The organism is Blastococcus sp. CT_GayMR20 (assembly GCF_004570345.1).
Window position 1 is genome coordinate 1 of the sequence record NZ_SPQM01000069.1, and the last position, 24,931, is coordinate 24,931.

A 24,931-nucleotide genomic window follows, 5' to 3' on the forward strand; every position below is an offset into this window, starting at 1 on the left:
CCTCGCAGTGCAGCCGACGGTGCCCGACCCCACCCGGGCGCCCGAGGGCGGCCACATCTTCTGGGCGTACGTGCACGTGCCGCACGGCGCCGACGTCGACATGACCGACGCCATCGAGAACCAGATCGAGCGGTTCGCCCCGGGGTTCCGCGACACGATCCTCGAGCGGTACACGAAGAACGCGGTCGCGATGGAGCGGTGGAACATCAGCTACCTGGGCGGTGACATCTCCAACGGCCAGGCCACGCTGCGGCAGATGCTGGCCCGGCCGGTGCCCCGGTGGAACACCTACAAGACGCCCGTGAAGGGCGTGTACCTCGCGTCGGCGGCCACGCCACCCGGGCCCGCGGTGCACGGGGCGTGCGGCGACAACGCGGCCCGGGTGGCCCTGCGCGAGGTGTTCGGCGTACGGCACGCACCCCCGCTCCGCCCCGCCCTCCACTGACGCCGCCTTTCGCGCCCGGATGCGCGCGGTGGCGGTTGTGAGCGCCCCGAACACCGCCGTCAGACGTATCCCGGCGCTCGGAGCGCGGCCGCGACGGCCGCGATCAGCCGGACGGGGTCGTGCAGCTCGGCGGCGGTCACGAAGATGACCGTCCAGCCGGCCGCCCGGAGCTCGTTGAGCCGGCGGCGATCCTTGGCGACGTTCTGCCGTTCCCCGTGCCAGAGCCCCTCGTACTCGACGGCGACCTTCCGGTCGGGCCAGCCGAAGTCGACCCGGGCGACGAACCGGCCGTCAGCCCCGAAGACCTCGTGCTGGGCGACGGGCCTCGGGAGCGGCGAGGCGTGCAGGAGCAGGCGCAGGCGGGTCTCCTGGGGTGACTGGGCCAGCCCGTCGGCCAGGTCGATCGACCGCCGGATGCGCCGGCATCCCGAACCGGTGAGCCCACGAGCGGCGGTCCGGAGCGCCGGGAGCGTCACCGGTCCGGCGCGGAGGAACTGGTCGAGGCAGACGACCGCGTCCACCGCGGGCTCGATGCGGGCGAGGTCCAGGGCGGTCCGCAGAGCCGTCGTGACACGCACCCCCGCCCGTCGCGTGATCTCGTCGTCGGTCAGGGCGCGCCGGGTCGCCAGGACACCGCGAATCGCCCCCGAGCGACACGAGGGGGCGATCGTGCACTCGACGTGGTCGTCCGGTCCGGCGAGCGGGACGCCCCACAACACGGCGGCGCTCCGGCCACTGATCACGGCGTCCGGGATCGCCAGGGCGGCCAGCGCCCGTGCCCGCCGAGCGTGGTCGATCGGGAGGGATGCACAGGCGTACACGTCAGGTAACAGCCGCCGCCAGGCAGTACTGCGCAGCTGCCCTCTGGTCAGCAGCCCGGCAGAGAGCTGCTCGGAACCTCGGAAGATCTTGCCGCGCAGGTGGGCCGGTCGTGCGGGAGTGCGGGACACCGGAGCACACTGCCGCCTCGTGGAGCCGGCCGGAGCGCCCGTCCACAGGTGTTGACCTGTCGACTCATCGATTCGTCGACCCCGTTCCCGGCCCGCATGCGCACGGCGGCGGCCATCCACGCCCGGAATACCGCCGGTATCCGCATCCGGGCGGTCGTGCGGCATCGCGCATGCTCGATCTGGGTGTCGAGGCGTCCTTGTAGCGTTCGAGGCATGGTGCGACCGCTGGGGCTGCCCTTCGACCCCATCGAGCGCGCCGGCGAGACCTGGGAGCAGCGCTTCGGTCCGGCGTCGGCCATGCGCGCGGCGACCTCGGTCTTCCGCGTCCAGCAGATCCTGCTCGCCCGCTTCGACGACGCGCTCAAGCCGCACGCGCTGACCTTCGCCCGGTACGAGGTCCTCGTCCTGCTGACCTTCAGCCGCACCGGTGAGCTGCCGCTGAAGGTGATCGGCAGCCGGCTGATGGTGCACCCGACGAGCGTCACGAACGCGATCGACCGCCTGGTGGCCGCGGGTTACGTGAGCCGGCGACCGAACCCGGACGACGGCCGGGGGGTCCTGGCCGGCATCACCGACAGCGGCCGGGCCGTCGTCGAGCAGGCCACGAGTGCGCTCACCGGCCTGGACTTCGGTCTCTCCGAGCTGCCCGAGGACGAGCGGACGACGCTGTTCGACATCCTCAAGCGAGTGCGACTCGGGGCGGGGGACGTCGCCGACACGCCGTGACGGTCGACGGCAGATAGTTGGACGTCCTACTATCTGGTGTATGAGCCTGGACGCACGGCAGCGGTGGCAGCAGCGGTTCGATGCGGCGCAGGCCGCCGGCAAGGTCCGCGACGCCGACTTCACCACGCTCTCCGGCGTCGAGGTCGACCCCGTCTACGGGCCGGCCGACGAGTCCGCCGTCCCCGGTTTCGAGCGGATCGGCTATCCGGGGGAGTTCCCCTTCACCCGCGGCCTGCACGCCACCGGCTACCGCGGGCGGGCCTGGACCATCCGGCAGTTCGCCGGGTTCGGCAACGCCCAGCAGACCAACGAGCGCTACAAGATGATCCTGGCCGAGGGCGGGGGAGGCCTCTCCGTGGCCTTCGACATGCCCACGCTCATGGGCCGGGACTCCGACGACCCCCGCGCACTCGGCGAGGTCGGGCACTGCGGCGTCGCCATCGACACCGCCGCCGACATGGACGTCCTCTTCGACGGCATCCCGCTCGAGCAGACGACCACGTCGATGACGATCAGCGGCCCCGCCGTCCCGGTGTTCTGCATGTACCTGGTCGCGGCCGAGCGCCAGGGCGTCGACATCGGGAAGCTCAACGGCACGCTGCAGACCGACATCTTCAAGGAGTACATCGCGCAGAAGGAGTGGCTCTTCGCGCCCGAGCCGCACCTGCGCCTCATCGGCGACCTCATGGAGTACTGCGCCGAGAACATCCCGGCCTACAAGCCGATCTCGGTGTCGGGCTACCACATCCGCGAGGCCGGCTCGACCGCCGCGCAGGAGCTCGCCTTCACCCTCGCCGACGGCTTCGCCTACGTGGAGCTGGGGCTGTCCCGCGGCCTGGACATCGAGCAGTTCGCCCCGGGCCTGTCCTTCTTCTTCGACTCCCACCTCGACTTCTTCGAGGAGATCGCCAAGTTCCGCGCCGCCCGCCGGATCTGGGCCCGGTGGCTGCGCGACGTCTACGGCGCGAGGACGGAGAAGGCGCAGCAGCTGCGCTTCCACACCCAGACCGCCGGCGTCTCCCTGACCGCCCAGCAACCGGACAACAACATCACCCGGACCGCGGTCGAGGCGCTGGCCGCCATCCTCGGCGGAACCCAGTCGCTGCACACGAACGCCCTCGACGAGGTGCTGGCACTGCCGAGCGCCAAGGCGGCCCAGATCGCGCTGCGCACCCAGCAGGTCATCGCCGAGGAGACCGGCGTCATGAACGTGGCCGACCCGCTGGGCGGCTCCTGGTACGTCGAGGCGCTGACCGACGAGATGGAGCGGCAGGCGGAGGAGATCTTCGCCCGCATCCGCGACATGGGCACCGACGGCACCATGACCTCGGGCATCCTGCGCGGGATCGAGGACGGCTGGTTCACCGGCGAGATCGCCGAGGCCGCCTTCGTCTACCAGCGGGCGCTGGAGAAGGGCGACAAGAAGGTCGTCGGAGTCAACACGCTCATCGGCTCGGTGGACGCCCACGACACCCTCGACATCCTCCGGGTCAGCCACCAGGTGGAGATCGACCAGAAGGCCGAGCTCACCGCCCGCCGGCAGGCCCGGGACGACGAGGCGGCGCGCGCCGCGGTGCAGCGCATGGTCGAGGTGGGCCGCACGGAGGCCAACATGCTGCCCTCGATGCTGGACGCCGTCCGGGCCGAGGCGACGCTCGGCGAGATCTGCGACGCACTGCGCGCCGAGTGGGGCAACTACACCGAGCCCGCACGCTTCTGACCCCACCCCCGGGCCCCATCAGCGGCATGGCTGCAGCCGCACACCGGCGTCATTCCGCGGGGACACGAGGGCGCCGACCTCGACGGCACCGTCGCGACGGTGCCGTCGGCCTTGCCTCCCCGTGCGTCACGCCCGGCAGGGCGGTGGGATCATGACTGCCATGCAGCCCACCCGTCCCGGACGTCCCGACCCGCGACAGGCCCAGCTGGCGGCCGCCATGTCCGGCGCCGTCGACCTCGCGGCCGTGAAGGCGCGGTCGGAGGCGGCGGCCCGCGCGCAGGCCGCGCCGCCGCCCAGCGCCGGCGCATCGGCCGGCGCTCCGGGCGCTGCCGTCGTCGACGTCACCGAGGCCACGTTCCAGGCCGAGGTGCTCGACCGCTCCTTCCAGGTGCCGGTCGTGCTGGACCTCTGGGCCGAGTGGTGCGGTCCGTGCAAGCAGCTCTCCCCGGTGCTCGAGCGCCTCGCCGCGGAGGGCGGCGGCGCGTGGGTGCTGGCGAAGGTCGACGTCGACGCGAACCCCGCGCTCGCGCAGGGTCTGCGCGTCCAGGGCATCCCGGCCGTCAAGGCGGTGTGGCAGGGGCAGCTCGTCGCCGAGTTCAGCGGGGCCATCCCCGAGGAACAGGCCCGCCAGTTCGTCGACGAGCTCGTGCGGGCGACGACCGGCGGCGCCCTCCCGGGGGCCGACCCGGAGGCGTCCGAGGGCCCGGACGACCCGCGGCTCGACGCCGCCGAGGCGGCCCTGGAGCGCGGTGACCTCGCGGGCGCGGAGGCGGCCTACCAGGCGATCCTGGACGCCGAGCCCGACCACCCGGAGGCGGGCCTGGCCCTGCGGCAGGTGCAGTTGTTCCGGCGTGCCGACGAGGCGGGCCCGGACGCGCTGGCCGCGGCGGACGCCGCGCCCGACGACGTGGCGGCCCAGACCCGGGCCGCCGACTTCCTGCTGGGCACGGGGAACATCGAGGCCGCTTTCGACCGTCTCCTGGACGTCGTCCGCCGCACGACGGGGGAGGACCGCGACCAGGCCCGCAAGCACCTGGTCGAGCTCTTCGCCGTGGTCGGCGACGAGGATCCCCGCGTCGGCGCCGCCCGCCGTCAGCTGACGCTCGCCCTCTTCTAACCGGCGCCCACGTCGCAGACGCGGGCGCCCTCCACGAAGCCGCCCCGGAACAGGTCGACGAGCTGGAAGCCGGTCAGGTCCGCGCCGCCGAGCACCTCCGGGTCGTCGCCGTAGTCGAGCAGGAACTGCACGCTCTCGTCGAGGTCGCCCGGTGAGATCAGCACGCTGGTGATCGTCCGGTTGTAGACCTGCGCGGCGTACCAGCCGGTCAGGCAGACCGCGGAACGGACGGCCTCCTCGTCGTCGACGGAGAGCCCGAGCTGGTCGCGGGCGGCCAGGGCGTACGGGATCGCGATGGCCGTCGCGACCGCGAAGTCGCCGATGTCGTAGACCTCGCCGGTGAGCTCCTCGTCGAAGCCGACCAGGTCCTCGTCGGGGCAGAACACCAGGTCCCGGTCCTCGGCCGCGCAGTCCGGCGCCGTCCCGTCGAACGAGACGAGCTCCGGCTCGGTGAAGGTCTCCCCGAGGACCTCGGTGAACGCGCGTCGCCAGAACTCCGGCAGCGACGAACGGACCAGCCGGATCAGCTCTCCGTAGGGCGAGTTGCCCTGCTGTTCGAAGTCCTCGTCCGTCGTGAACTGGCCCTGGGTGAAGACGCGGCCCGGCCCGAAGTTGTCCCGGCACGCCTCCGCTCCGCTGTCGAAGCCTTCCTGGAACGCCGAGACGCGGTCGAAGTAGGAGCCGTGCGCCGACTGGGCGGCCGTGCTGGTGCCCACCGGGTCACGCAGGAGCAGGTAGCCGCTGAGCAGCTCGTCGAGCTCGGCGGGCCGGATCCGGGAGCGCTCTGCCTCTCCCTCGGCGACCCACCGCGTCCAGCTGCCGGCGAAGCAGTCGGCCTGGGTCTCCGTGGCGATGGACGATCCCGGAGACCCCACCCGCGCCTGGACCGCGTGCCCGAACTCGTGCGCCATCACCAGCGCCGGGATGAAGGCGCCGTAGCCCTCGGCGAGCTCGGCCAGGAAGCTGCGGTCGTAGGTGATGGCGTCGGAGTTGGGCGCTCCCTGCGCCAGGCAGTAGAAGGCGTTGCTCTCCGCCTCCAGCGGCTGGGCGCCGCAGCCCACGCCCTCGGGGTACTCGCCCCGGTCGACGTCGTCCGGGTCGACGCTGAAGTAGCCGCCCGCCAGCGGGACGAACCGTTCGCCGAACACCTCGGGCAGGGTCTGCGCCCAGTAGTCCTCGAGGTCGGCGAGCGCCGCGCGCGCCTGGTCGTCCACCGATCCGTCGACCGCGCCGACGACCTCCACCCCGTCCCCGGAGGGCCGGGCGGGGGCGCGCTCCAGGTCGACGAACGACACGCAGCCGCTCAGCCCGAGGACGGCGACCAGTGCCACCACCGCACGCATGCCGTGCATGACCGGACCATTGCCCGGGAGGAGGCCCGGAAACCCCGCAGGCGGTCAGCGCTGGAGCTCGCAGGCGTCCCCGCCCTCGAGGAACCCGGTGCGGAAGGCGCCCACCAGCTCGAACCCCGAGGCGTCCAGATTCGGGAAGACCCGGTCGTCCACCCCGTAGGTGAGCAGGAACTGGACGGCTTCGTCGATGTCCCCGGGGCTGATCTGGGCGTACTCGTCGAACGCGCGGTTGAACCACTGGGCCTCGTACCAGCCGGTGAGGCAGACGGCCGACCGGGTGGCGGCGCCGTCGTCGATGGAGAGGCCGGCCTGGTCACGCACGGCCAGCGAGTAGGGCAGCGAGATCGCCGTCGTGAGCGCGAAGTCGCCGATCTCGTCGTAGGCGGGCGTGGCCAGGTCGGCCTCGTCGACGTAGACCGTGGAGTCGTCGGGGCAGTACCCCAGGTCGCGGTCCTCGAGCCCCTCGCACCCGGGTGCGCTGCTCTGGAAGCCCTCGACGGTCGGCGGCTCGAAGTCGGCACCGAACGCCGCCGGGAAGACCTCGCTCCAGAACTCCGGCAGCGTCGCCCCGACCCACGTCACGATGTCGTCGAACGGGGCGTTCCCGCCGGTGTCGACGTCCCGGGGGTCGAACTCGGCGGCGGTGAACAGCCGGTCGGGGCCGAAGTCGTCGCGGCACGGGCCCACGCCGCCCTCGAAGCCCTCGTAGAACGCCGACACCCGGTCGAAGTAGGAGCCGTGCGCCTGGGTGTCGTCCGGGTCGGAGCCCACGTCGTCGCGCAGCAGCAGGAAGCCGCGGATGACGTCGTCCAGCTCGGGGGTGCGCAGCGAGACGTGCTGCGACTCACCCGCGGCGACCCAGCTGGTCCAGGCGCCGGCGAGGCAGTCGGCCTGGGTCTCGTCCTGGATGCCGCGCTCGGAGAAGCCGAACCGGCCCTGCATGGCGTGCCCGAACTCGTGCGCCATGACCACCGGCACGAGGAAGCGCCCGTACTCCGTCGACAGCTCCTCGAGCAGCGCGCGGTCGTAGGCGATCAGGTCGCACGCCGGGTCGTAGAACGCGTTGCCGGCGACCGAGTCGGGCGACGTCGGCGAGCCCTCGCAGCCGATGCCCGTCTCGGGGTAGGCGCCTTCGTCGATCGCCTCGGAGTCGACGGAGAAGTAGCCGTTCTCCAGGGGCGTGTACTCGTCGCCGAAGAACTCCGGATAGGCGTCGGCCCAGAAGGTGTCGAGGTCGGTGAGCGCGTTGCGCGCGAACTGGTCGATCCCGGTGTCGCTGACGCCGGTGATCGGGAAGTCCTCGGGGGCGACGTCCACCGGCTCACCCGGGCCGGGGGAGGCCTGCCCGACGACGACCTCGGCGGCGCAGCCGGCGACCAGCAGGCCGGCGACGGTCATGGGCAGTACGTGACGCAGGACCTGCCTCATGAAGGTCCGTCCCCCTGTCTCCTCGGCCACCGTGGTCAGCGGCTCGGACAGAATGCCCGGTCCGGGACGGCTGCGGGAGCCTCCGGCACGCCGGAGGCTCCCGGTGCGCCGGTCAGCCGCCGTGCAGGAACCAGACGGTGCCCAGCGGGGGAGCGGCCACGGTCGCGGAATAGGGCTGGCCGTGCCAGGGCTCCGCCACCGCCTCCACGCCGCCGAAGTTGCCGACCCCGGAGCCGCCGTAGCCGTCGGCGTCGGTGTTGATCACCTCGCGCCAATGACCCGGCCGGGGCAGGCCGATCCGGTACTCGTGGTGCGGCGACCCGGAGAAGTTCGCCACACACGCGAGCGCCGAGCCGGCGTCGTCGCCGTCCTTGGCCGGCTTCCCGTACCGCAGGAACGACAGCACGTTGCCCGTGGCGTCGTTGGCGTCGATCCATTGGAAGCCGCTCGGGTCGACGTCCAGCGACCAGAGCGCGTCCAGCTCCTTGTACCGGCCGTTGAGGTCGGTCACCAGCTGCAGGACGCCGCGGTGCGCCGGGTCGTCCAGGTGCCACCAGTCCAGCGAGCGGCTCTCGGCCCATTCGGCGTCCTGACCGAACTCCGAACCCATGAAGAGCAGTTGCTTGCCGGGGTGCGCCCACATGTAGGCGAGGTACGCCCGGAGGTTCGCCAGCTGCTGCCACCGGTCGCCCGGCATCTTCCGCAGCATCGAGCCCTTGCCGTACACGACCTCGTCGTGGCTGATGGGCAGCACGTAGTTCTCGGAGTACGCGTAGATCATCGAGAAGGTCAGCTGCCCGTGGTGGTAGCTGCGGTGCACCGGCTGCTTGGACATGTAGGCCAGCGAGTCGTGCATCCAGCCCATGTTCCACTTGAAGCCGAAGCCCAGGCCCCCGAGATGGGTCGGCCGGGTGACGCCGGGCCACGCGGTCGACTCCTCGGCGATGGTCACCACACCGGGCACCTCGCGGTACACGGTCGCGTTCATCTCCTGCAGGAACGCCACGGCCTCGAGGTTCTCCCGGCCGCCGTGGACGTTGGGCACCCAGTCGGTGCGCGAGTAGTCCAGGTAGAGCATCGAGGCGACCGCATCCACGCGGAGACCGTCGATGTGGAACTCCTTGCACCAGAACAGCGCATTCGCGACGAGGAAGTTGCGGACCTCGGAGCGGCCGAAGTCGAAGACGTACGTGCCCCAGTCCAGCTGCTCGCCGCGGCGGGGGTCGGCGTGCTCGTACAGCGGGGTGCCGTCGAAGCGAGCCAGCGCCCACTCGTCCTTCGGGAAGTGCGCGGGCACCCAGTCGACGATGACGCCGATGCCGGCCTGGTGCGCCCGGTCGATGAGGTAGCGCAGGTCGTCGGGGCTGCCGAACCGCGACGTGGGCGCGTAGTAGGAGGTGACCTGGTAGCCCCAGGAGCCGCCGAAGGGGTGCTCGGCCAGCGGCATGAACTCGATGTGCGTGAACCCGGCGGCAACCACGTAGTCGATGAGCTCGTCCGCCATCTCGCGGTAGGACAGGCCCTGCCGCCAGGAGCCGGCGTGCACCTCGTAGACGCTCATGGGTCGCTCGTGCCAGCCGCCGTTCGCCCGTTCGGCCAGCCACGCGTCGTCGCTCCACACGTGGGTGGACTCGGTGACGACGGAGGCGTTCAGCGGCGGAACCTCGGTGGCGAAGGCCAACGGGTCGGACTTCTCCCGCCACGTCCCGTCCGCACCGAGCACGTGGTAGCGGTACCGGCTGCCGACTCCGACGCCGGGGATGAAGATCTCCCAGACGCCGGAGGAGCCCAGCGAGCGCATCGGATAGGCGCGGGCCTCCCAGTAGTCGAAGTCGCCGGTCACCTTCACGCCGCGTGCGTTCGGCGCCCACACGGCGAAGGACACGCCCTCGACGACGCCGCGCGGGGTGTCGTAGCGGCGGAGGTGTGCGCCGAGCACGTCCCAGAGCCGCTCGTGCCGGCCCTCGCGGATGAGGTGCTGGTCCAGCTCTCCCAGCGTGGGCAGCCAGCGGTACGGGTCGTCGACGATGTAGGCGTTGCTGCCGCCCTCGCCGTCCCGATAGGTGACCTCGATCCGGTAGTCACCCGGCTGCTGCGGCAGGTGCGCCTCGTAGACGCCTCCGCCGTGCAGCTGCCGGGCGGGATAGCGCGAGCCGTCCTCGTCCAGGACGGCCACGGAGACGGCGTCGGGCCGCAGCGTGCGGACCACCCAGCCGTCGCGCGTGAGGTGGGTGCCGAGGACGCCGTGCGGGTCGTGGGACCAGCCCTCGACGACGGCGCGCAGATCGTCGCCGCTGACCTCGCGCGCGTCCCCGGAGGGTGCCGAGTGGCCCCGCTCCTCCGTCGCGGGGCTGCCGGTGGGGACGCCGGGCTCGGCGATCGGCGCGGGTGCCACGACGGGGGTGGCCGTGACACCCGGGTCGGCGGCGCCTGCCCCTGGTGCGGCCTTCTTGGCGGCCGCCCGCTTGGCCGGGGCCTTCTTGGCCGGGGCCTTCGTCGCGGGAGCCTTCTTGGCGGCGGGTGCCTTCTTCGCGGCCGTCGCCTTCTGCACGGTCTTCCGGGGCGGCTCCGCGTTCACGATCGGCTCGCTCCCGGCGGCCTCGGCGGCAGCCGCGACCTTCTCGTCCACGGCGCGCTGGAGGTCCTCCTTGCCGGGGACCTGCCGTCGGTCGTCGGTGCTCATCGTGTCGCCGTCCTCTGTGTGTTGCCGTCTGCGTGGTCTGGCCTGTCTGCGGGGTCCCGCCGCGAGCGTGCGAGCGGTGGGGGCAGAGGGGCCTTGCTCAGTCCCGGCCGGTCAGCCGGGCCAGCGAGTTCAGCGGGATCATCAACCAGTGCGGACGGTTGCGTGCCTCGTAGACGCACTCGTAAACCGCCTTGTCCGCCTCGAACGCCCGAAGGAGTGGTGATTCGCCGCACGGGTCGAGCCCGCTGGCGTTGGAGTAGCCGGTGCAGAAGGCCGCGCGGTTGCGGGCCGCCCACTCCTGCGCCCGGTAGGCGCGCTGGGCGTCGTCGGGCTGCTCGACCAGCATGTGCCGCGCCGCGTAGTCGAAACTGCGCAGCATCCCGGCGACGTCGCGCAGCGGGCTGTCGAGCTCGCGGCGCGCGGCCAGGGGCCGGGCGGGCTCGCCCTCGAAGTCCAGCACGATCCACCCGGTGGCGGTGCGCAGCACCTGGCCGAGGTGCAGGTCGCCGTGCACCCGCTGGCGGACGACGGGCTCGCGGCTCCCGGCCACGGCGGCGTACAGCTGCCGCAGCCCGTCGGCGTGCTCGGCCAGCTGGGGGACCACCTCCGTCGCGGCGGTGAGCCGGTCGGTCATCTGCCCCGCGATGGTCGCGTACCAGTCCTCGTCGGCCGGCTGCGTCGGCAGCACGGCCGCCATGTCGGCGTGGACGGACGCGGTCGCCGCCCCCAGCCGCTCGCTGTCGGCCGCGAAGTCGCCGCCCACCTCGTCGGCGTGCAGGTCGCCCTCGGCGTAGAGGTCGCGCACGCTGGCCGTGGCCAGCCGCCAGCCGTCGCTGGCGTTGGGCACGAACGTCTGCAGCATCGCGACCGTCGCCGGCTCGTTGGCGGGGTCCGGGTCGAGGATCTCGACGTGTCCCAGCAGGGGGGCGATGTGCTCGTTCTGGGTCGAGCGCAGGGCGGCGTGGACCTCGACGTCCGGGTTGAGGCCGGGCTCGAGCCGCCGGAACAGCTTGAGGATCGCTTCCTGCCCGTAGATCAGGGACGTGTTGCTCTGCTCCCCGGACACGATGTCGCCCGGCAGCCCCTCCGGGATGTAGGCGACCCCCGCCGGGTGGAAGTGCATCGGCCCGATCGTGGAGGCGTTCACCATGTGGATCAGCCAGGGTGCGGTCGCCTCCCGGTCGCGCATCGCGTCGTAGGCGTAGGTCTCCTTGCCCTCGTTGGCCACCGCACCGACGAGGGCGGAGCTGAGCTCGTCGGCGGGGTGGTCGCGCCACGACAGCGGCACCAGGTACGTCTCGCGTACGCCGTCGGTGTAGGTGACGCGCACGCGGTGCACCGAGATCACCGGGTTGCCGCGGTCCATGAAGAACCCGTCCTCGGTGACGTCGGCCCACTCGCGGCCCTTGCCCCCGAACCACCGCTGGTGGGGCATCCAGTCCCGGAAGAGGTCGGTCAGGGCCTTCATGACGGCTCCTCCTGGTCGCTGTCGCCGGGCATGTCCTCGGCGGCGTGCACCACGCCGGCGGCCAGCAGCGAGTCGGCCACGGCGCTGGAGGTGGCGCTCTCCCAGTCCTCGTGCTCGTCGACGACCGCCTCCGGTGCGGGCTTGGAGAGCTCGAACCAGTAGAAGCCGTGCCCGGCGAGCGTGAGCATGTACGGCAGGACGCCGATCTGCGGGAACTCCACCCGCCCGGTCAGCTCGATCGGTGTGTAGCCCTCGAAGCGGCGCAGGTCGAGCTCCACCGGCTGCGGGAACCGGGACAGGTTGTTGACGCACAGGACGACGTCGTCGCCGAACTCCCGCACGAACGAGAGCACCGTCGGGTTTCGCGAGCCGATCTCGGCGAACGTGCCGAGGCCGAAAGTCGGGTGCTCGTTGCGCACCTGGATCATCCGGCGGATCCAGTGCAGCAGGGACGTGGTGTTGCGCAGCTGCGACTCCACGTTGGTCACCTGGTAGCCGTACACCGGGTCCTGGTTGAGCGGCAGGTACATGCGCTGCGGGTCGGCGGTGGAGAAGCCGCCGTTGCGGTCCGGCGTCCACTGCATCGGGGTCCGGACGCCGTCCCGGTCGCCCAGCCAGATGTTGTCGCCCATGCCGATCTCGTCGCCGTAGTAGAGGACGGGGGAGCCGGGCAGGGACAGCAGCAGCGCGTTGAACAGCTCGAGGGTGTTGACGTCGTTGTCCAGCAGCGGGGCCAGCCGGCGGCGGATGCCGATGTTGGCCTTCATGCGGGGGTCCTTCGCGTACTCACCCCACATGTAGTCCCGCTCCTCGTCGGTGACCATCTCGAGGGTCAGCTCGTCGTGGTTGCGGAGGAAGACGCCCCACTGGCAGTTGTCGGGGATGTCCGGCGTCTGCGCCATGATCTCCGAGATCGGGAACCGCTGTTCCCGGCGCACCGCCATGAACAGGCGCGGCATGACCGGGAAGTGGAACGCCATCTGGCACTCGTCGCCGTTCTCGCCGAAGTACTCGACGACGTCGGCCGGCCACTGGTTGGCCTCGCAGAGCAGCACCCGGTCGGGGTAGTCCGCGTCGACCACCTTGCGCACGTGCTTGAGGAACTCGTGGGTGCGCGGCAGGTTCTCGCAGTTCGTGCCCTCCTCCTCGAAGAGGTAGGGCACCGCGTCGAGCCGGAAGCCGTCGATCCCGAGGTCGAGCCAGAACCGGAGGGCGTCGATGATCGCCTCCTGCACCGCCGGGTTCTCGAAGTTGAGGTCCGGCTGGTGGGAGAAGAACCGGTGCCAGAAGTACTGCTTCCGGACCGGGTCGAAGGTCCAGTTGGAGACCTCGGTGTCGACGAAGATGATCCGGGCGTCGGCGTAGCGGGTGTTGTCGTCGCTCCACACGTAGAAGTCGCCGTAGGGCCCCTCGGGATCGTTCCGGCTCGCCTGGAACCACGGGTGCTGGTCGGAGGTGTGGTTCATGACGAAGTCGATGATCACGCGCATGCCGCGGGAGTGGGCGGCGTCGAGGAACTCGTGGAAGTCCTCGATGTCACCGAACTCCGGCAGGACGGCGGTGTAGTCGGCGACGTCGTAGCCGCCGTCGCGCAGCGGCGAGGCGAAGAACGGCGGGAGCCAGAGGCAGTCCACGCCGAGCCACTGCAGGTAGTCCAGCTTGTCGATCATGCCGCGCAGGTCGCCGACGCCGTCGGCGTTGCTGTCTGCGAAGCCTCGCACCAGCACCTCGTAGAAGACCGCGCGCTTGTACCACTCCGGATCGGAGCCGGCGGGCGGCAGGGCGGAGCGGTTGGCGGGGAAGTCGGGGACGGGAACGCTCATCGGCGGAGACAGACCTCGATCGGGTTCTGGTGCTTCAGGGGAAGGTTCAGGAGACCGGCGGCGGGAAGACCACCTGTCGCGGCAGGGTGACCGCGAAGACGTGGGCCGGCTCCCGGTAGGGGTCCAGCTCCAGGTAGTTGAACTGCCCCCAGTCGTACTGGGCGCCGCTGAGCTCGTCGGTCACGCCGAACCGCTCGTGCCAGTCCAGACCGAGGACCGGCAGATCCAGTGCCGTCGTCCCGATCTGGGTGTGGTGGCTGGACAGGTTGACCACGACGATCACCGCGTCCTGCGAGCCGGGGTCGGTCTTGGAGAAGCAGATCAGGTTCGGGTTGTCGACCGAGTGGAAGTGCAGCGTGCGCAGCTGCTGCAGCGCCGGGTGGGCCCGGCGGATCCCGTTGAGCCGCCGCAGGTAGGGCGCGAGGCTCCGTCCGGAGGCCTCCGCCGCGGCCCAGTCGCGCGGCCGCAGCTGGTACTTCTCGCTGTCGTGGTACTCCTCGCTGCCCGGCCGGACGGCGACGTGCTCGAAGAGCTCGTACCCGGAGTAGACGCCCCAGGTCGGGCTCATCATCGAGGCGAGCACGGCGCGGATCTTGAACATCGGCGGGCCGCCGAACTGCAGCGACTCGTGGAGGATGTCCGGGGTGTTCACGAAGAAGTTCGGCCGCATGTAGTGGCAGTTGGTGGCGAGCTCGCGGCCGTAGTCCTCGATCTCGCCGCGCTCGGTGCGCCAGGTGAAGTACGTGTAGGACTGCGTGAAGCCGATGCGGGCGAGCTGGTGCATCATCGCCGGCCGGGTGAACGCCTCGGCCAGGAAGAGCACGTCCGGATCGGTCTTCTTGACCTCCCAGATCAGCCAGTGCCAGAAGTTCAGCGGCTTCGTGTGCGGATTGTCGACGCGGAAGATCTTGACGCCGGCCTCGATCCACACCCGGATCACCCGGAGGCACTCGGCGTAGATGCCCTCGGGGTCGTTGTCGAAGTTGATCGGGTAGATGTCCTGGTACTTCTTCGGCGGGTTCTCCGCGTAGGCGATCGTCCCGTCGGGCTTGGTCGTGAACCACTCCGGGTGCGCCTCGACCCACGGGTGGTCCGGGGCGGCCTGCAGCGCGAAGTCCAGCGCCACCTCCATGCCCAGCTCACGGGTGCGCGCGACGAAGGCCGTGAAGTCGTCCATCGTGCCCAGCTGCGGGTGGACGGCGTCGTGCCCGCCCTCCGCGCTGCCGATGGCCCACGGGGAGCCGACCTCGTCCGGGCCCACGTCGGTCGGGTTGCCGCCGGGGAACTGGGGTGAGTTCGGGCCCTTGCGGTTGACCCGGCCGATGGGGTGGATCGGCGGCAGGTAGACGACGTCGAAGCCCATCTCGGCCACGGCCGGCAGCCGGTCCTGGGCGTTGGCGAAGGTGCCGTGCGTGGCCTTCCCGCCGACGACGGGCCCCTCCGACCGCGGGAAGAACTCGTACCAGGAGCCGTAGAGGGCTTGCCGCCGGTCGACCCAGACCTCGTACTCGGGGGAGCGGGTGACCAGTTCCCGGACGGGGTGGGCGTGCAGGTACTGCTGCAGGGACGCGGTGAAGGACGGCGCGATGCGCGCGGTCAGCTCCAGCGACGTGTCCCGGAGCGCGGCCGCGGCGTCGGTGAGCGCCCCCTTGTGCTCGGGGTCGGCCTCGGCGGCGACGCGATCGAGCAGCCGGGCACCCTCCTCGAGGTCGTTGGCCAGGTCCTCGGCACCCTGGCCCGCCCCGACCTTGACCTCCACCGCGTGGTGCCACGTCGCCAGCGGGTCGCTCCACGCCTCGACGCAGAAGGTCCAGCGGCCCTCGAGGGCGGGGACGACGGTCGCCAGCCAGCGGTCGGGCTCCGGCGGGAGCTTGGCCATGCGGACGAACGGATCGCCGGAGCCGTCGGGTCCCGTCCAGACGACGTTCGCGGCGACGGCGTCGTGGCCCTCGCGGAAGACGGTGGCGGTGATGGGCAGGTACTCCCCCACGACCGCGCGGGCCGAGAACGACCCGCACGACACGACGGGGGCGACATCGGTGATGCCGAGGCGGAGGTCAGGGCGGCCAGTCATCGCCGCAACGCTATCCAGATCAGCTCTGGCCAGCACATCGGCTGCGGCGGACGCCCGGCCGCGGGCAGGCATCGGCGGGACGGAGGAACGCCTGGGGGCCATGGGGCTCCTGCCTGGGTCTGTTGCGCGAGGGACGTGGGGGCGGGGCGGAGTGCGGTTAGTCTCGCCCGGTGCGCGCACTCCGTCGATTCACCGTCCGAGCGGCCCTTCCCGAGCCCCTGACGCCCCTGTCCCAGCTCGTGATGAACCTCCGGTGGTCCTGGCACCCGGAGACCCGCGACCTCTTCGAGACGCTCGACCCCGATCTGTGGCAGCGCTGCGGCGGTGACCCGGTCAAGGTCCTGGGCGAGGTCTCGGCCGAGCGGCTGGCGCAGCTGGCGAAGGACCGCAAGTTCCTGCGCCGGCTCCAGGACGCGGTCGACGACCTGGAGGAGTACCTCGCCACGCCGCGCTGGTACCAGTCCCTCGGGGACGAGGCGCCGGCCGGCATCGCCTACTTCTCCGCGGAGTTCGGCATCACCGAGGTGCTGCCGCAGTACTCCGGCGGCCTGGGCATCCTGGCCGGCGACCACCTCAAGGCGGCGTCGGACCTCGGCGTCCCGCTGATCGGGCTCGGCCTCCTCTACCGGGCGGGGTACTTCGCCCAGGGGCTGTCGGCCGACGGCTGGCAGCTCGAGCACTACCCGTCCCTCGACCCGCACGGCCTGCCGCTGAAGCTGCTCCGCCAGGCCGACGGGTCGGCCGTGGTCATCAACGTCCCGCTGCCCGAGGGGCGCACCCTCTTCGCGCACGTGTGGCGGGCACAGGTCGGCCGGGTCTCGCTGCTGCTGCTCGACAGCGACATCGAGGAGAACGCGCCGGCCGAGCGCGTGGTCACCGACCGCCTGTACGGCGGCGACGAGGACCACCGCCTGCGCCAGGAGATGCTCCTCGGCATCGGCGGGGTGCGGGCGGTGCGGGCGTACTGCGGCCTCACCGGCACCCCCGTCCCCGAGGTGTTCCACGCCAACGAGGGGCACGCCGGCTTCCAGGGCATCGAGCGGATCCGCGAGCTGACCGAGGCCCACTCGCTGTCGTTCCCCGAGGCGCTGCAGGCGGTGCGGGCCGGCACGGTCTTCACCACCCACACCCCCGTCCCGGCCGGCATCGACCGCTTCCCGAAGGCGCTGATCGAGCGGTACTTCGCCGGCTTCGGCGTGCCGCTGCACGAACTGCTCGCCCTCGGCGCCGAGGACGACCCCACGAAGTTCAACATGGCCCACATGGGGCTGCGGCTGGGGCAGCGCGCCAACGGCGTCAGCCGGCTGCACGGGCACGTGAGCCGGGGCATGTTCTCCGACCTCTGGCCCGGCTTCGACGAGAGCGACGTCCCGATCGGCTCCATCACCAACGGCGTCCACGCCCCCACGTGGACCGCGCGCGAGCTGGTCGAGATGGGCACGCAGAGCTCGGCCCAGGGTGATCCGGTCGAGGTGGACGGCGACGTGCACTTCGACGGCGTCGACAAGATCCCGTCCGCGGACCTGTGGAGCATCCGCCGCACGCTGCGCGCACGGCTGGTCGAGGAGGTGCGCCGCCGCATCCGGGACACGGCGCTCTCCCGCGGTGCCACGGAGGCGGAGGTCGGCTGGACGGCGAAAGCCTTCGACCCCGACGTCCTCACCATCGGGTTCGCCCGGCGGGTGCCGTCCTACAAGCGGCTGACCCTCATGCTGCGCGACCCCGAGCGCCTCAGGGCGCTGCTGCTGGACCCCGAGCGGCCGATCCAGCTGATCATCGCCGGCAAGAGCCACCCCGCCGACGACGGCGGCAAGCAGCTCATCCAGGAGATGGTCACCTTCGCCGACGACCCGGAGATCCGGCACCGGATCGCGTTCCTCCCCGGCTACGACATCGGCATGGCGCGCTACCTCTACTGGGGCTGCGACGTCTGGCTGAACAACCCGCTGCGCCCGCTGGAGGCGTGCGGCACCTCGGGCATGAAGGCCGCGCTCAACGGTGGGCTGAACCTCTCGATCCGCGACGGCTGGTGGGACGAGTGGTTCGACGGGCAGAACGGCTGGGCCATCCCGACCGCGGACGGCGTGATCGACGCCGACCGCCGCGACGAGGTCGAGGCGCGGGCGATCTACGACCTGCTGAGCAACCAGGTGGTGCCCCGCTTCTACGAGTCCGGCCGCGACGGCATACCCACCCGCTGGGTGGAGATGGTGCGGCACACGCTCCGGGAGACCGGGCCCAAGGTGCTCGCCACCCGCATGGTCCGCGACTACGTGCAGGCGCTGTACGTCCCCTCGGCCGGGTCGGCCCGCGCCATGGCCGTCGACGGGTACGGCCCGGCGCGGGAGGAGGCGTCCTGGCGGTCGCACCTGCTGCACAACTGGTCGAGCGTGCGGGTCGCGCACGTCGAGGCGACGGGTGCCGGCGCCCCGGAGATCGGGTCGACGCTCGACCTGCGCGCCGAGGTGGAGCTCCCGGGCCTCGCGACGTCCGACGTCGAGGTGCAGGCGGCCTACGGCCGGGTGGACGACTCCGACGGGCTGCACGACGTGACGACGGTGCCCATGGCGCACGAGCACACCGACGGCTCCCGCCACTGGTTCACGGCGACGTTGCCGCTCGAGCGGACGGGTGCCTTCGGTTACACGGTGCGCGTGCTCCCGCACTCCGAGCGCATGGCCGATCCGGCGGAGCTGGGAGTGGTCACCAGTGCTTGAAGAGGAAACTTGTGAAACTTCAACCACGCGGGTCCCATGCACCCCGTGTGACCTGGTGAACGCCCGGCGTGGCGGTGGCGCGCGGTCAGCCAGACCGGCCGTGGATCACTAGGCTGGAGGCCATGCCTGACCGCTGTGAAGTCCTCCCCGGAGACTCCGTCGTCGCCCGCCGCGGCGGCGGACTGCTGTGGGTCGACGCTCCGGGCTCGCCCGCCCTCGTCGCGGCTCTGCACGCGTGCCTCGGTGTTGCCGGCCCCGGCGCCGACCGTGTGCTGGCCGCCGTCGCCGGACAGGTGAGCTCGCTCGCCCACGGTGCCGCCTCCTTCGCCCTGGTGCTCGCCGACACGTCGGGAGGCGCCGGCACCGGTGTCGCCCTGTGGTCCGGCAAGGGTCAGCCGGCCGTCGACGGCGTCCCGGTGTCCGGTTCGTCGGTGGAGGGCTGCACGCTCGCCGCCGGCTTCCAGCTCGGCCAGACCCTGTACGTGGGGCCCGGCCAGGCGGCACCGCAGATGCCCCCGGGCGTCGCCTTCGACCTCGTCGAGGGCACGGTGCCCGGCTCCGGCGCGATGCTGCAGCTGGCCGCCGTCGCCCATCCGTCCTCCTCCGCCGTCCCCCCGGCGACGTCGACCCCGTCGTCGTTCACCGCGGGATCCGACGCGGGCTTGGGCTCCGGTTCCAGCCGGATGGCGAGCGCGCCCCCGGACTCCGGCGAGCAGACGGCGTTCTGGCGTCCCGAGCAGAGCGCGGCGCCGGTGCTGCGCTTCGACGACGGCCTCGTCGTGACCGTCGACGAGGACCTCGTGCTGGGTCGCCGTCCCGACAACCACGAGCTGGTGACGACCGGCGGTGCCCGTCCGGTGCCGATCGCCGACACCCAGAACGTGCTCTCCTCGGCGCACGCCGCCCTGCAGCGCTCGGGTCGCGAGGTCTCCCTCGTCGACCTGGGCTCGCTGAACGGCACGCACGTCGCCGGGCCCGAGGCCACGGAGTGGACCCAGCTGGAGCCGGGTGTCGCGCACCCGCTCTCCGACGGCGACCGCCTGCTCCTCGGCTGGACCGTCATCACCTTCGAGCAGCCGAGCGACTGAGGGGTCGCGCCGAGTGGGGCCCGGAGGGGCTCCGCGCGGGCGCGACGGAAGGGCTCAGTTCGGCTGGGGGACGGCTCGTGGCCGCGGTGCGATCCGGAGGATCGCAGGGTCAGGGGCGGCGGAGGATCCTGAGCGCCCAGATGCTGCGGCCCGGCAGTTCGACCGTGCCGGGCGCGACGACGGTCCGCTCCGGGGGTGCGCCGGTCGGGTACTCGGTGGAGACCACGAGCTCGTAGCCGTCGGCCCACGGCGCACCCGGCAGCTGCACCTCGACCGGCTCGGCGCCGGCGTGCAGCTGGACGAGGTAGCTGTCGTCGACCAGCCGCCGTCCCGCCTCGTCCCGGTGCCGGATCCCGCGCCCGTCGAGGTACATGCCGATGGTCTGCAGACCGGTGTCGAACCAGTCGCCGGTGCTCAGCTGACCGCCGTCCGGTGCGAACCAGGCCAGGTCACGGGTGCCGCCGGTGCCGGCGATCTCGTGCCCCTCGAAGAACGCCTCCTGGCGGAGGACCGGTGAGGACCTCCGCAGCCGGATGAGCCGGGCGACGAAGGCGAACAGGTCCTCGTCGAGGGCCTTCCAGTCGATCCAGGAGATCTCGTTGTCCTGGCAGTAGGCGTTGTTGTTGCCCTGCTGCGTCCGGCCGAGCTCGTCGCCGGCGGTCAGCATGGGCACGCCGGTGGACAGCAGCAGCGTCGCCAGGTGGTTGCGCACCTGCCGGGCCCGCAACGACTGCACCTCCGGGTCGGAGGTATCGCCCTCCACGCCGCAGTTCCAGTTGCGGTTGTGGCTCTCGCCGTCCCGGTTGTCCTCCCCGTTGGCCTCGTTGCGCTTGTGCTCGTAGGTGACCAGGTCGGCCATGGTGAAGCCGTCGTGCGCGGTCACGAAGTTGATGCTAGCGAAGGGACGCCGGCCGTCGGAGCGGTACAGGTCCGAGGAGCCGGTCAGCCGGTAGGCCAGGTCGCGGACGCCGACGTGCGCGCCGGACCAGACGTCGCGCACGGTGTCGCGGTACTTGCCGTTCCACTCCGTCCACGGCGGCGGGAAGTTGCCCACCTGGTAGCCGCCGGGGCCGACGTCCCAGGGCTCGGCGATGAGCTTGACGTTGCTGACCACCGGGTCCTGGTGGACGACGTCGAAGAACGCCGACAGCCGGTCGACGTCGTGCATCGAGCGGGCGAGGGCCGAGGCGAGGTCGAAGCGGAACCCGTCGACGTGCATCTCGGTGACCCAGTAGCGCAGCGAGTCCATCAGCAGGGCCAGGACGGCGGGCCGGCGGACGTCGAGGGTGTTGCCGCAGCCGGTGTAGTCGGTGTACCGGGCCCGGTTGCCTCCGTCGAGCCGGTAGTAGCCGCCGTTGTCGATGCCCTTCAGCGACAGCGTCGGGCCGGTGTGGTCGCCCTCGGCGGTGTGGTTGTAGACGACGTCGAGGATCACCTCGATGCCGGCCGCGTGCAGCTGCTTGACCATGGTCTTGAACTCGGTGACCTGGCCGCCGTCGCTGCCGGCGGAGCTGTAGCCGGCGTGCGGCGCGAAGTACGCGAGCGTGTTGTAGCCCCAGTAGTTGGTCAGCCCGCGGCGCAGCAGGTGCGGCTCGCTGACGAACTGGTGCACCGGCAGCAGCTCGACGGCGGTGACGCCGAGCGACTGCAGGTGCTCGACGAACGCGGGATGGGCCAGGCCGGCGTAGGTGCCGCGCAGGTGGGGCGGCACGTCGGGGTGCAGCGCCGTCGCGCCCTTGACGTGCGCCTCGTAGATGACGGTGTCCGACCACGAGGTCCGCAGCGGCCGGTCGCCGTCCCACGGGAACGGGTCGTGGACGACGACGCCGCGCGGGACGTACGGGGCGGAGTCCTGGTCGTCGCGCAGCCCGCTGTCCACCGAGTCGCCGGCGTAGCCGAACAGCGACGGGTGCAGCGAGAGAGAGCCGTCCACCGCCCGCGTGTACGGGTCGAGCAGCAGCTTGGCGGGGTTGTGCCGGAGGCCGGCCAGCGGCTCGTAGGGGCCGTGCACCCGGTACCCGTAGCGCTGACCGGGGCCGACGCCGGCGAGCCGGCCGTGCCAGACCTGGTGGGTGGTCTCGTCCAGGCGGTGCCGGTGCTCGGTGCCGTCGGGGTCGAACAGGCAGAGGTCGACGGCCTGCGCCCCGGCCGACCAGAGGGCGAAGTTCGTGCCGGTGCCGTCCCACTGCGAGCCGAGCGGCGTCGGCGAGCCGGGCAGCACGTCCGGTGCCGGTCCGGGCACCGTGCGGTCGGTCCACCGGCGTCGCGGCAGTGGGCGGGGAGTCCTGCCGCGGTCGGTCACAGCCCGATCCTGCCAACTCCGGGCCGCGTGGGTGCGCAGGAGGCGCACGCCGGGTTGATTGGATGGGGGCGTGTCGAGCCCAGCCGCTGCCCTGCCGTCCTCCGACACGGCGGTCGTCGCGATGACCGGGGTCGACGTCGTCCGGGGGGAGACCCACCTCCTGCGCGGTGTCGACTGGACCGTCGAGGCCGATCAGCGGTGGGTGATGCTCGGGCCCAACGGGGCGGGGAAGACGACGCTGCTGCAGCTGGCGGCGGCGCAGATGCACCCGACCCGCGGCCAGGTCCGCCTCCTCGGCGAGACGCTGGGCGCCGTCGACGTCTTCGAGCTGCGGCCGCGGATCGGCCTGACCAGCGCGGCCCTCGCCCAGCGCATCTCGGCGTCGGAGACGACCGGCGACATCGTGGTGTCCGCGGGGTACGCCGTCGTCGGCCGGTGGCGCGAGCGCTACGACGTCCACGACCTGACCCGCGCCGGGATGCTCATGCAGCAGTGGGGCGTCGCCCAGTTCGCCCACCGGCCCTTCGGCACCCTCAGCGAGGGCGAGCGCAAGCGCGCCCAGATCGCGCGGGCGCTCATGCCCGACCCCGAGCTGCTGCTGCTCGACGAACCCGGCGCCGGCCTGGACCTCGGCGGCCGCGAGGACCTGGTGGCCCGGCTGTCGGACCTGGCGAGGTACCACTACGCCCCGGCCCAGGTGCTGGTCACGCACCACGTCGAGGAGATCCCGCCGGGCTACACCCACGCGCTGCTGCTGCGCGGGGGAGAGGTCGTCGCGGCCGGCCCGGCGGAGGACGTCCTCACCGAGGCGGCGCTGTCGGAGACGTTCGGCCTGCCCCTGTCGCTGTCCCGGACGAACGGCCGGTTCACGGCCCGCCGGGCCGCCTGAAAGGGGGGCCCCGGCCGATCCCGGTGATGTCGGCCGAGCGCTGCCGGTGAGAACGCCCCTGGCTAGGGTGCGGCCATGACGACCCCCGAGTTCGTGACCCTGCAGGTGCAGGACGGCATCGGCACGATCCGTCTCGACCGCCCGAAGATGAACGCGATCGACGAGCAGCTGCACCGGGAGGTGCGGGCCGCAGCGTCGGAGGCGTCGGAGAACGGCGACGTCCGCGCGGTCGTGATCTACGGCGGCGAGCGCGTCTTCGCCGCCGGGGCCGACATCAAGGCGATGTCGCAGCTCGACGGCACCGGCATGGTGGCGTGGGGACGGGAACTGCAGGACTCGTTCCGGACGGTGGCCCGCATCCCCAAGCCGGTCATCGCCGCGATCACCGGCTACGCCCTCGGCGGCGGCTACGAGCTCGCCCTCTGCGCCGACTTCCGGGTGCTCGGTGCCGGCGCCAGGATCGGCCAGCCGGAGATCCTGCTCGGGGTGATCCCCGGCGCCGGCGGCACGCAGCGCCTGGCCCGCCTCGTCGGCCCGGCCAAGGCCAAGGACCTGGTCTTCACCGGCCGCCACGTCGGCGCGGAGGAGGCCCTCGAGATCGGTCTTGCCGACGCCGTCGTCCCCGACGACGAGGTGTACTCGACCGCGCTCGCCATGGCCGCCAGGTTCGCCGCGGGGCCGCCGCTGGCGCTGGCCGCCGCCAAGAAGGCCATCGACGAGGGACTCGACGGCACCCTCGACGCGGGGCTGGACCTCGAGAGCCGGCTGTTCGCGGAGCTGTTCGACACCGAGGACCAGAAGACGGGCATGCGCTCGTTCCTGGAGAGCGGTCCAGGAAAGGCGACATTCACCGGCCGTTGAGCCTTCACCACACGTTCGTGTGCCGTAACCGCCCCGGAGGGGGCCGGGTCCGCCACAATCGCGAAGCCGGCCGCCCGGCGTCAACGGGGCACCGGGCCGGCGCGGCACCACTTCAGGAGGACACGTGCGACGTAGCACCCTGCGGACCGCGGTCGCGGTCGTCACCGCCGGGATCACCCTCACCGCCTGCGGTTCGGACGACGGCGGCTCGGGCGGAGGCAGCGGGAGCGAGACGGACGCCGCGACCGCCACCTCCGCCGAGGACTTCGGCGGGATGGACGCCCTGGTCGAGGCGGCACAGGCCGAGGGCACGCTCAACGTCATCGCACTGCCCCCGGACTGGGCCAACTACGGCGAGATGCTCGACACGTTCAGCGAGAAGTACGACATCGAGATCAACAGCGCCAGCCCCGACGGGTCCAGCCAGGACGAGCTCAACGCGGTGGAGAGCCAGAAGGGCCAGGACCGCGCCCCCGACGTCCTCGACCTCGGGACCGCCTTCGCCCGGCAGGCCCAGGCGCAGGACCTCCTCGCGCCGTACCAGGTCGAGACCTGGGACGAGATCCCCGAGGACCAGAAGGACCCCGAGGGCAACTGGGTCAACGACTACGGCGGCTACATCTCCATCGGCTGCAACGCCACGGTGATCGCCGAGTGCCCGACGTCCTTCGCCGACCTGCTCGACCCGCAGTACGCCGGCCAGGTGGCGCTCAACGGCAATCCGACCCAGGCGGCCGCGGCGTTCAGCGGTGTCTGGGCGGCGTCGCTGTCCAACGGCGGCAGCCTCGACGACATCGGCCCGGGCATCGACTTCTTCAAGCAGGTGAAGGACGCCGGCAACTTCAACCCGGTCGAGATCACCCCCGCCACGATCCAGAGCGGCGAGACCCCGCTGTCGATCGACTGGGACTACCTCAACGCCTCCTTCACCGAGACGTTCGCCGCGGAGGGCGTCGAGTGGGAGGTGAACGTCCCGAGCGACGGGCTGTTCGGCGGCTACTACAGCCAGGCGATCAGCAAGTTCGCCCCGCACCCGGCGGCGGCGCGGCTCTGGCAGGAGTTCCTCTACGGCGACGAGGGCCAGAACATCTGGCTCAAGGGCGGTGCCCGGCCGGTCCGGCTGCCGTCGATGGAGGAGGCCGGTACCGCGGACGCCGACGCGCTCAGCGCGCTCCCGGAGGTGGAGGGGACGGCGGACTTCCCGACGCAGGAGCAGGAGTCGGCCGCGCAGGCGGTCGTGGCCGAACGCTGGAACGCGGAGATCTCCGGCTGAGTACCGCCGCCTCCG

16 protein-coding genes and 1 pseudogene are annotated in these 24,931 nt (G+C 71.9%); 9 read left to right on the plus strand and 8 right to left on the minus strand.

What is annotated here, in order from left to right; genetic code table 11:
* Positions 1-445 (plus strand): annotated as a pseudogene (locus tag E4P40_RS15870) (NAD(P)/FAD-dependent oxidoreductase); the annotation flags it as partial.
* 59 nt (positions 446-504) lie between these two features.
* On the opposite strand, the gene E4P40_RS15875 reads toward E4P40_RS15870, so the two are convergent.
* A complete protein-coding gene (locus E4P40_RS15875) occupies positions 505-1,395 on the minus strand; it encodes a hypothetical protein (RefSeq protein WP_135159497.1) in 891 nt (296 codons plus the stop codon).
* A gap of 213 nt (positions 1,396-1,608) precedes the next feature.
* Between E4P40_RS15875 and E4P40_RS15880 the strand changes: the two genes are divergently transcribed.
* The 3 genes from E4P40_RS15880 to E4P40_RS15890 all read left to right on the plus strand — a co-directional run bounded on the left by E4P40_RS15880 (position 1,609) and on the right by E4P40_RS15890 (position 4,958).
* The gene (locus E4P40_RS15880; RefSeq protein ID WP_135159498.1) at positions 1,609-2,121 is read left to right on the plus strand and encodes a MarR family transcriptional regulator; all 513 of its coding nucleotides are present in this window, start codon (positions 1,609-1,611) and stop codon (positions 2,119-2,121) included.
* A 40-nt stretch (positions 2,122-2,161) separates the two neighbouring features.
* Entirely contained in the window at positions 2,162-3,841 is a 1,680-nt protein-coding gene (locus E4P40_RS15885) for a methylmalonyl-CoA mutase family protein (protein WP_135159499.1), read from the plus strand.
* Positions 3,842-3,992: 151 nt separating this feature from the next.
* Entirely contained in the window at positions 3,993-4,958 is a 966-nt protein-coding gene (locus E4P40_RS15890; protein ID WP_245160375.1) for a tetratricopeptide repeat protein, read from the plus strand.
* Here the strand turns inward: E4P40_RS15890 and E4P40_RS15895 are convergent.
* The 6 genes from E4P40_RS15895 to E4P40_RS15920 all read right to left on the minus strand — a co-directional run bounded on the left by E4P40_RS15895 (position 4,955) and on the right by E4P40_RS15920 (position 15,786).
* A complete protein-coding gene (locus E4P40_RS15895) occupies positions 4,955-6,310 on the minus strand; it encodes a neutral zinc metallopeptidase (protein ID WP_135159500.1) in 1,356 nt (451 codons plus the stop codon). The two genes, E4P40_RS15890 and E4P40_RS15895, sit on opposite strands and share 4 nt — an antisense overlap.
* A gap of 45 nt (positions 6,311-6,355) precedes the next feature.
* Positions 6,356-7,708 (minus strand): hypothetical protein, encoded by a 1,353-nt coding sequence (locus E4P40_RS15900; protein ID WP_135159501.1) that lies wholly within the window; start codon positions 7,706-7,708, stop codon positions 6,356-6,358.
* Between the two features lie 142 nt (positions 7,709-7,850).
* Positions 7,851-10,421 (minus strand): 1,4-alpha-glucan branching protein GlgB, encoded by a 2,571-nt coding sequence (gene glgB, locus E4P40_RS15905; protein ID WP_135159502.1) that lies wholly within the window; start codon positions 10,419-10,421, stop codon positions 7,851-7,853.
* A gap of 97 nt (positions 10,422-10,518) precedes the next feature.
* Positions 10,519-11,889 carry a hypothetical protein gene (locus E4P40_RS15910; RefSeq protein ID WP_135159503.1) on the minus strand — a complete coding sequence of 457 codons (1,371 nt, stop codon included), beginning with the start codon at positions 11,887-11,889 and terminating at the stop codon, positions 10,519-10,521.
* Entirely contained in the window at positions 11,886-13,712 is a 1,827-nt protein-coding gene (gene treS / locus E4P40_RS15915) for a maltose alpha-D-glucosyltransferase (RefSeq protein ID WP_135159504.1), read from the minus strand. Before treS ends, E4P40_RS15910 begins: the two co-directional genes overlap by 4 nt.
* A gap of 46 nt (positions 13,713-13,758) precedes the next feature.
* Positions 13,759-15,786, minus strand: a complete 2,028-nt coding sequence (locus tag E4P40_RS15920) for an alpha-1,4-glucan--maltose-1-phosphate maltosyltransferase (protein WP_135159505.1) — start codon at positions 15,784-15,786, stop codon at positions 13,759-13,761.
* A gap of 170 nt (positions 15,787-15,956) precedes the next feature.
* On the opposite strand from E4P40_RS15920, the gene glgP reads away from it, so the two are divergent.
* Positions 15,957-18,503, plus strand: a complete 2,547-nt coding sequence (gene glgP / locus E4P40_RS15925; protein WP_135159506.1) for an alpha-glucan family phosphorylase — start codon at positions 15,957-15,959, stop codon at positions 18,501-18,503.
* Positions 18,504-18,625: 122 nt separating this feature from the next.
* A complete protein-coding gene (locus tag E4P40_RS15930) occupies positions 18,626-19,591 on the plus strand; it encodes an FHA domain-containing protein (RefSeq protein WP_135159507.1) in 966 nt (321 codons plus the stop codon).
* A gap of 109 nt (positions 19,592-19,700) precedes the next feature.
* Here E4P40_RS15930 and glgX read toward each other — a convergent pair whose 3' ends face one another.
* Positions 19,701-21,833 carry a glycogen debranching protein GlgX gene (gene glgX / locus E4P40_RS15935; RefSeq protein ID WP_209305361.1) on the minus strand — a complete coding sequence of 711 codons (2,133 nt, stop codon included), beginning with the start codon at positions 21,831-21,833 and terminating at the stop codon, positions 19,701-19,703.
* A gap of 130 nt (positions 21,834-21,963) precedes the next feature.
* On the opposite strand from glgX, the gene E4P40_RS15940 reads away from it, so the two are divergent.
* The 3 genes from E4P40_RS15940 to E4P40_RS15950 all read left to right on the plus strand — a co-directional run bounded on the left by E4P40_RS15940 (position 21,964) and on the right by E4P40_RS15950 (position 24,916).
* On the plus strand, positions 21,964-22,782 hold the full coding sequence (locus E4P40_RS15940; protein ID WP_245160376.1) for an ABC transporter ATP-binding protein: 819 nt from the start codon (positions 21,964-21,966) through the stop codon (positions 22,780-22,782).
* Between the two features lie 75 nt (positions 22,783-22,857).
* Complete coding sequence (locus E4P40_RS15945; RefSeq protein WP_135159509.1) at positions 22,858-23,643, plus strand: enoyl-CoA hydratase/isomerase family protein; 786 nt, start codon at positions 22,858-22,860, stop codon at positions 23,641-23,643.
* Between the two features lie 124 nt (positions 23,644-23,767).
* Entirely contained in the window at positions 23,768-24,916 is a 1,149-nt protein-coding gene (locus E4P40_RS15950) for an ABC transporter substrate-binding protein (protein WP_167762262.1), read from the plus strand.
* Positions 24,917-24,931 lie beyond the last annotated feature (15 nt).

What these genes read in the sequence shown, in the direction of transcription:
- E4P40_RS15920 (WP_135159505.1), bottom strand. Translation starts at nt 15,786, where the DNA reads ATGACTGGCCGCCCTGACCTCCGCCTCGGCATCACCGATGTCGCCCCC.
- E4P40_RS15895 (WP_135159500.1), bottom strand. Translation starts at nt 6,310, where the DNA reads ATGCACGGCATGCGTGCGGTGGTGGCACTGGTCGCCGTCCTCGGGCTG.
- E4P40_RS15945 (WP_135159509.1), top strand. Translation starts at nt 22,858, where the DNA reads ATGACGACCCCCGAGTTCGTGACCCTGCAGGTGCAGGACGGCATCGGC.
- E4P40_RS15880 (WP_135159498.1), top strand. Translation starts at nt 1,609, where the DNA reads ATGGTGCGACCGCTGGGGCTGCCCTTCGACCCCATCGAGCGCGCCGGC.
- E4P40_RS15930 (WP_135159507.1), top strand. Translation starts at nt 18,626, where the DNA reads ATGCCTGACCGCTGTGAAGTCCTCCCCGGAGACTCCGTCGTCGCCCGC.
- treS (WP_135159504.1), bottom strand. Translation starts at nt 13,712, where the DNA reads ATGAGCGTTCCCGTCCCCGACTTCCCCGCCAACCGCTCCGCCCTGCCG.
- glgB (WP_135159502.1), bottom strand. Translation starts at nt 10,421, where the DNA reads ATGAGCACCGACGACCGACGGCAGGTCCCCGGCAAGGAGGACCTCCAG.
- E4P40_RS15910 (WP_135159503.1), bottom strand. Translation starts at nt 11,889, where the DNA reads ATGAAGGCCCTGACCGACCTCTTCCGGGACTGGATGCCCCACCAGCGG.
- E4P40_RS15890 (WP_245160375.1), top strand. Translation starts at nt 3,993, where the DNA reads ATGACTGCCATGCAGCCCACCCGTCCCGGACGTCCCGACCCGCGACAG.
- E4P40_RS15900 (WP_135159501.1), bottom strand. Translation starts at nt 7,708, where the DNA reads ATGACCGTCGCCGGCCTGCTGGTCGCCGGCTGCGCCGCCGAGGTCGTC.
- E4P40_RS15885 (WP_135159499.1), top strand. Translation starts at nt 2,162, where the DNA reads ATGAGCCTGGACGCACGGCAGCGGTGGCAGCAGCGGTTCGATGCGGCG.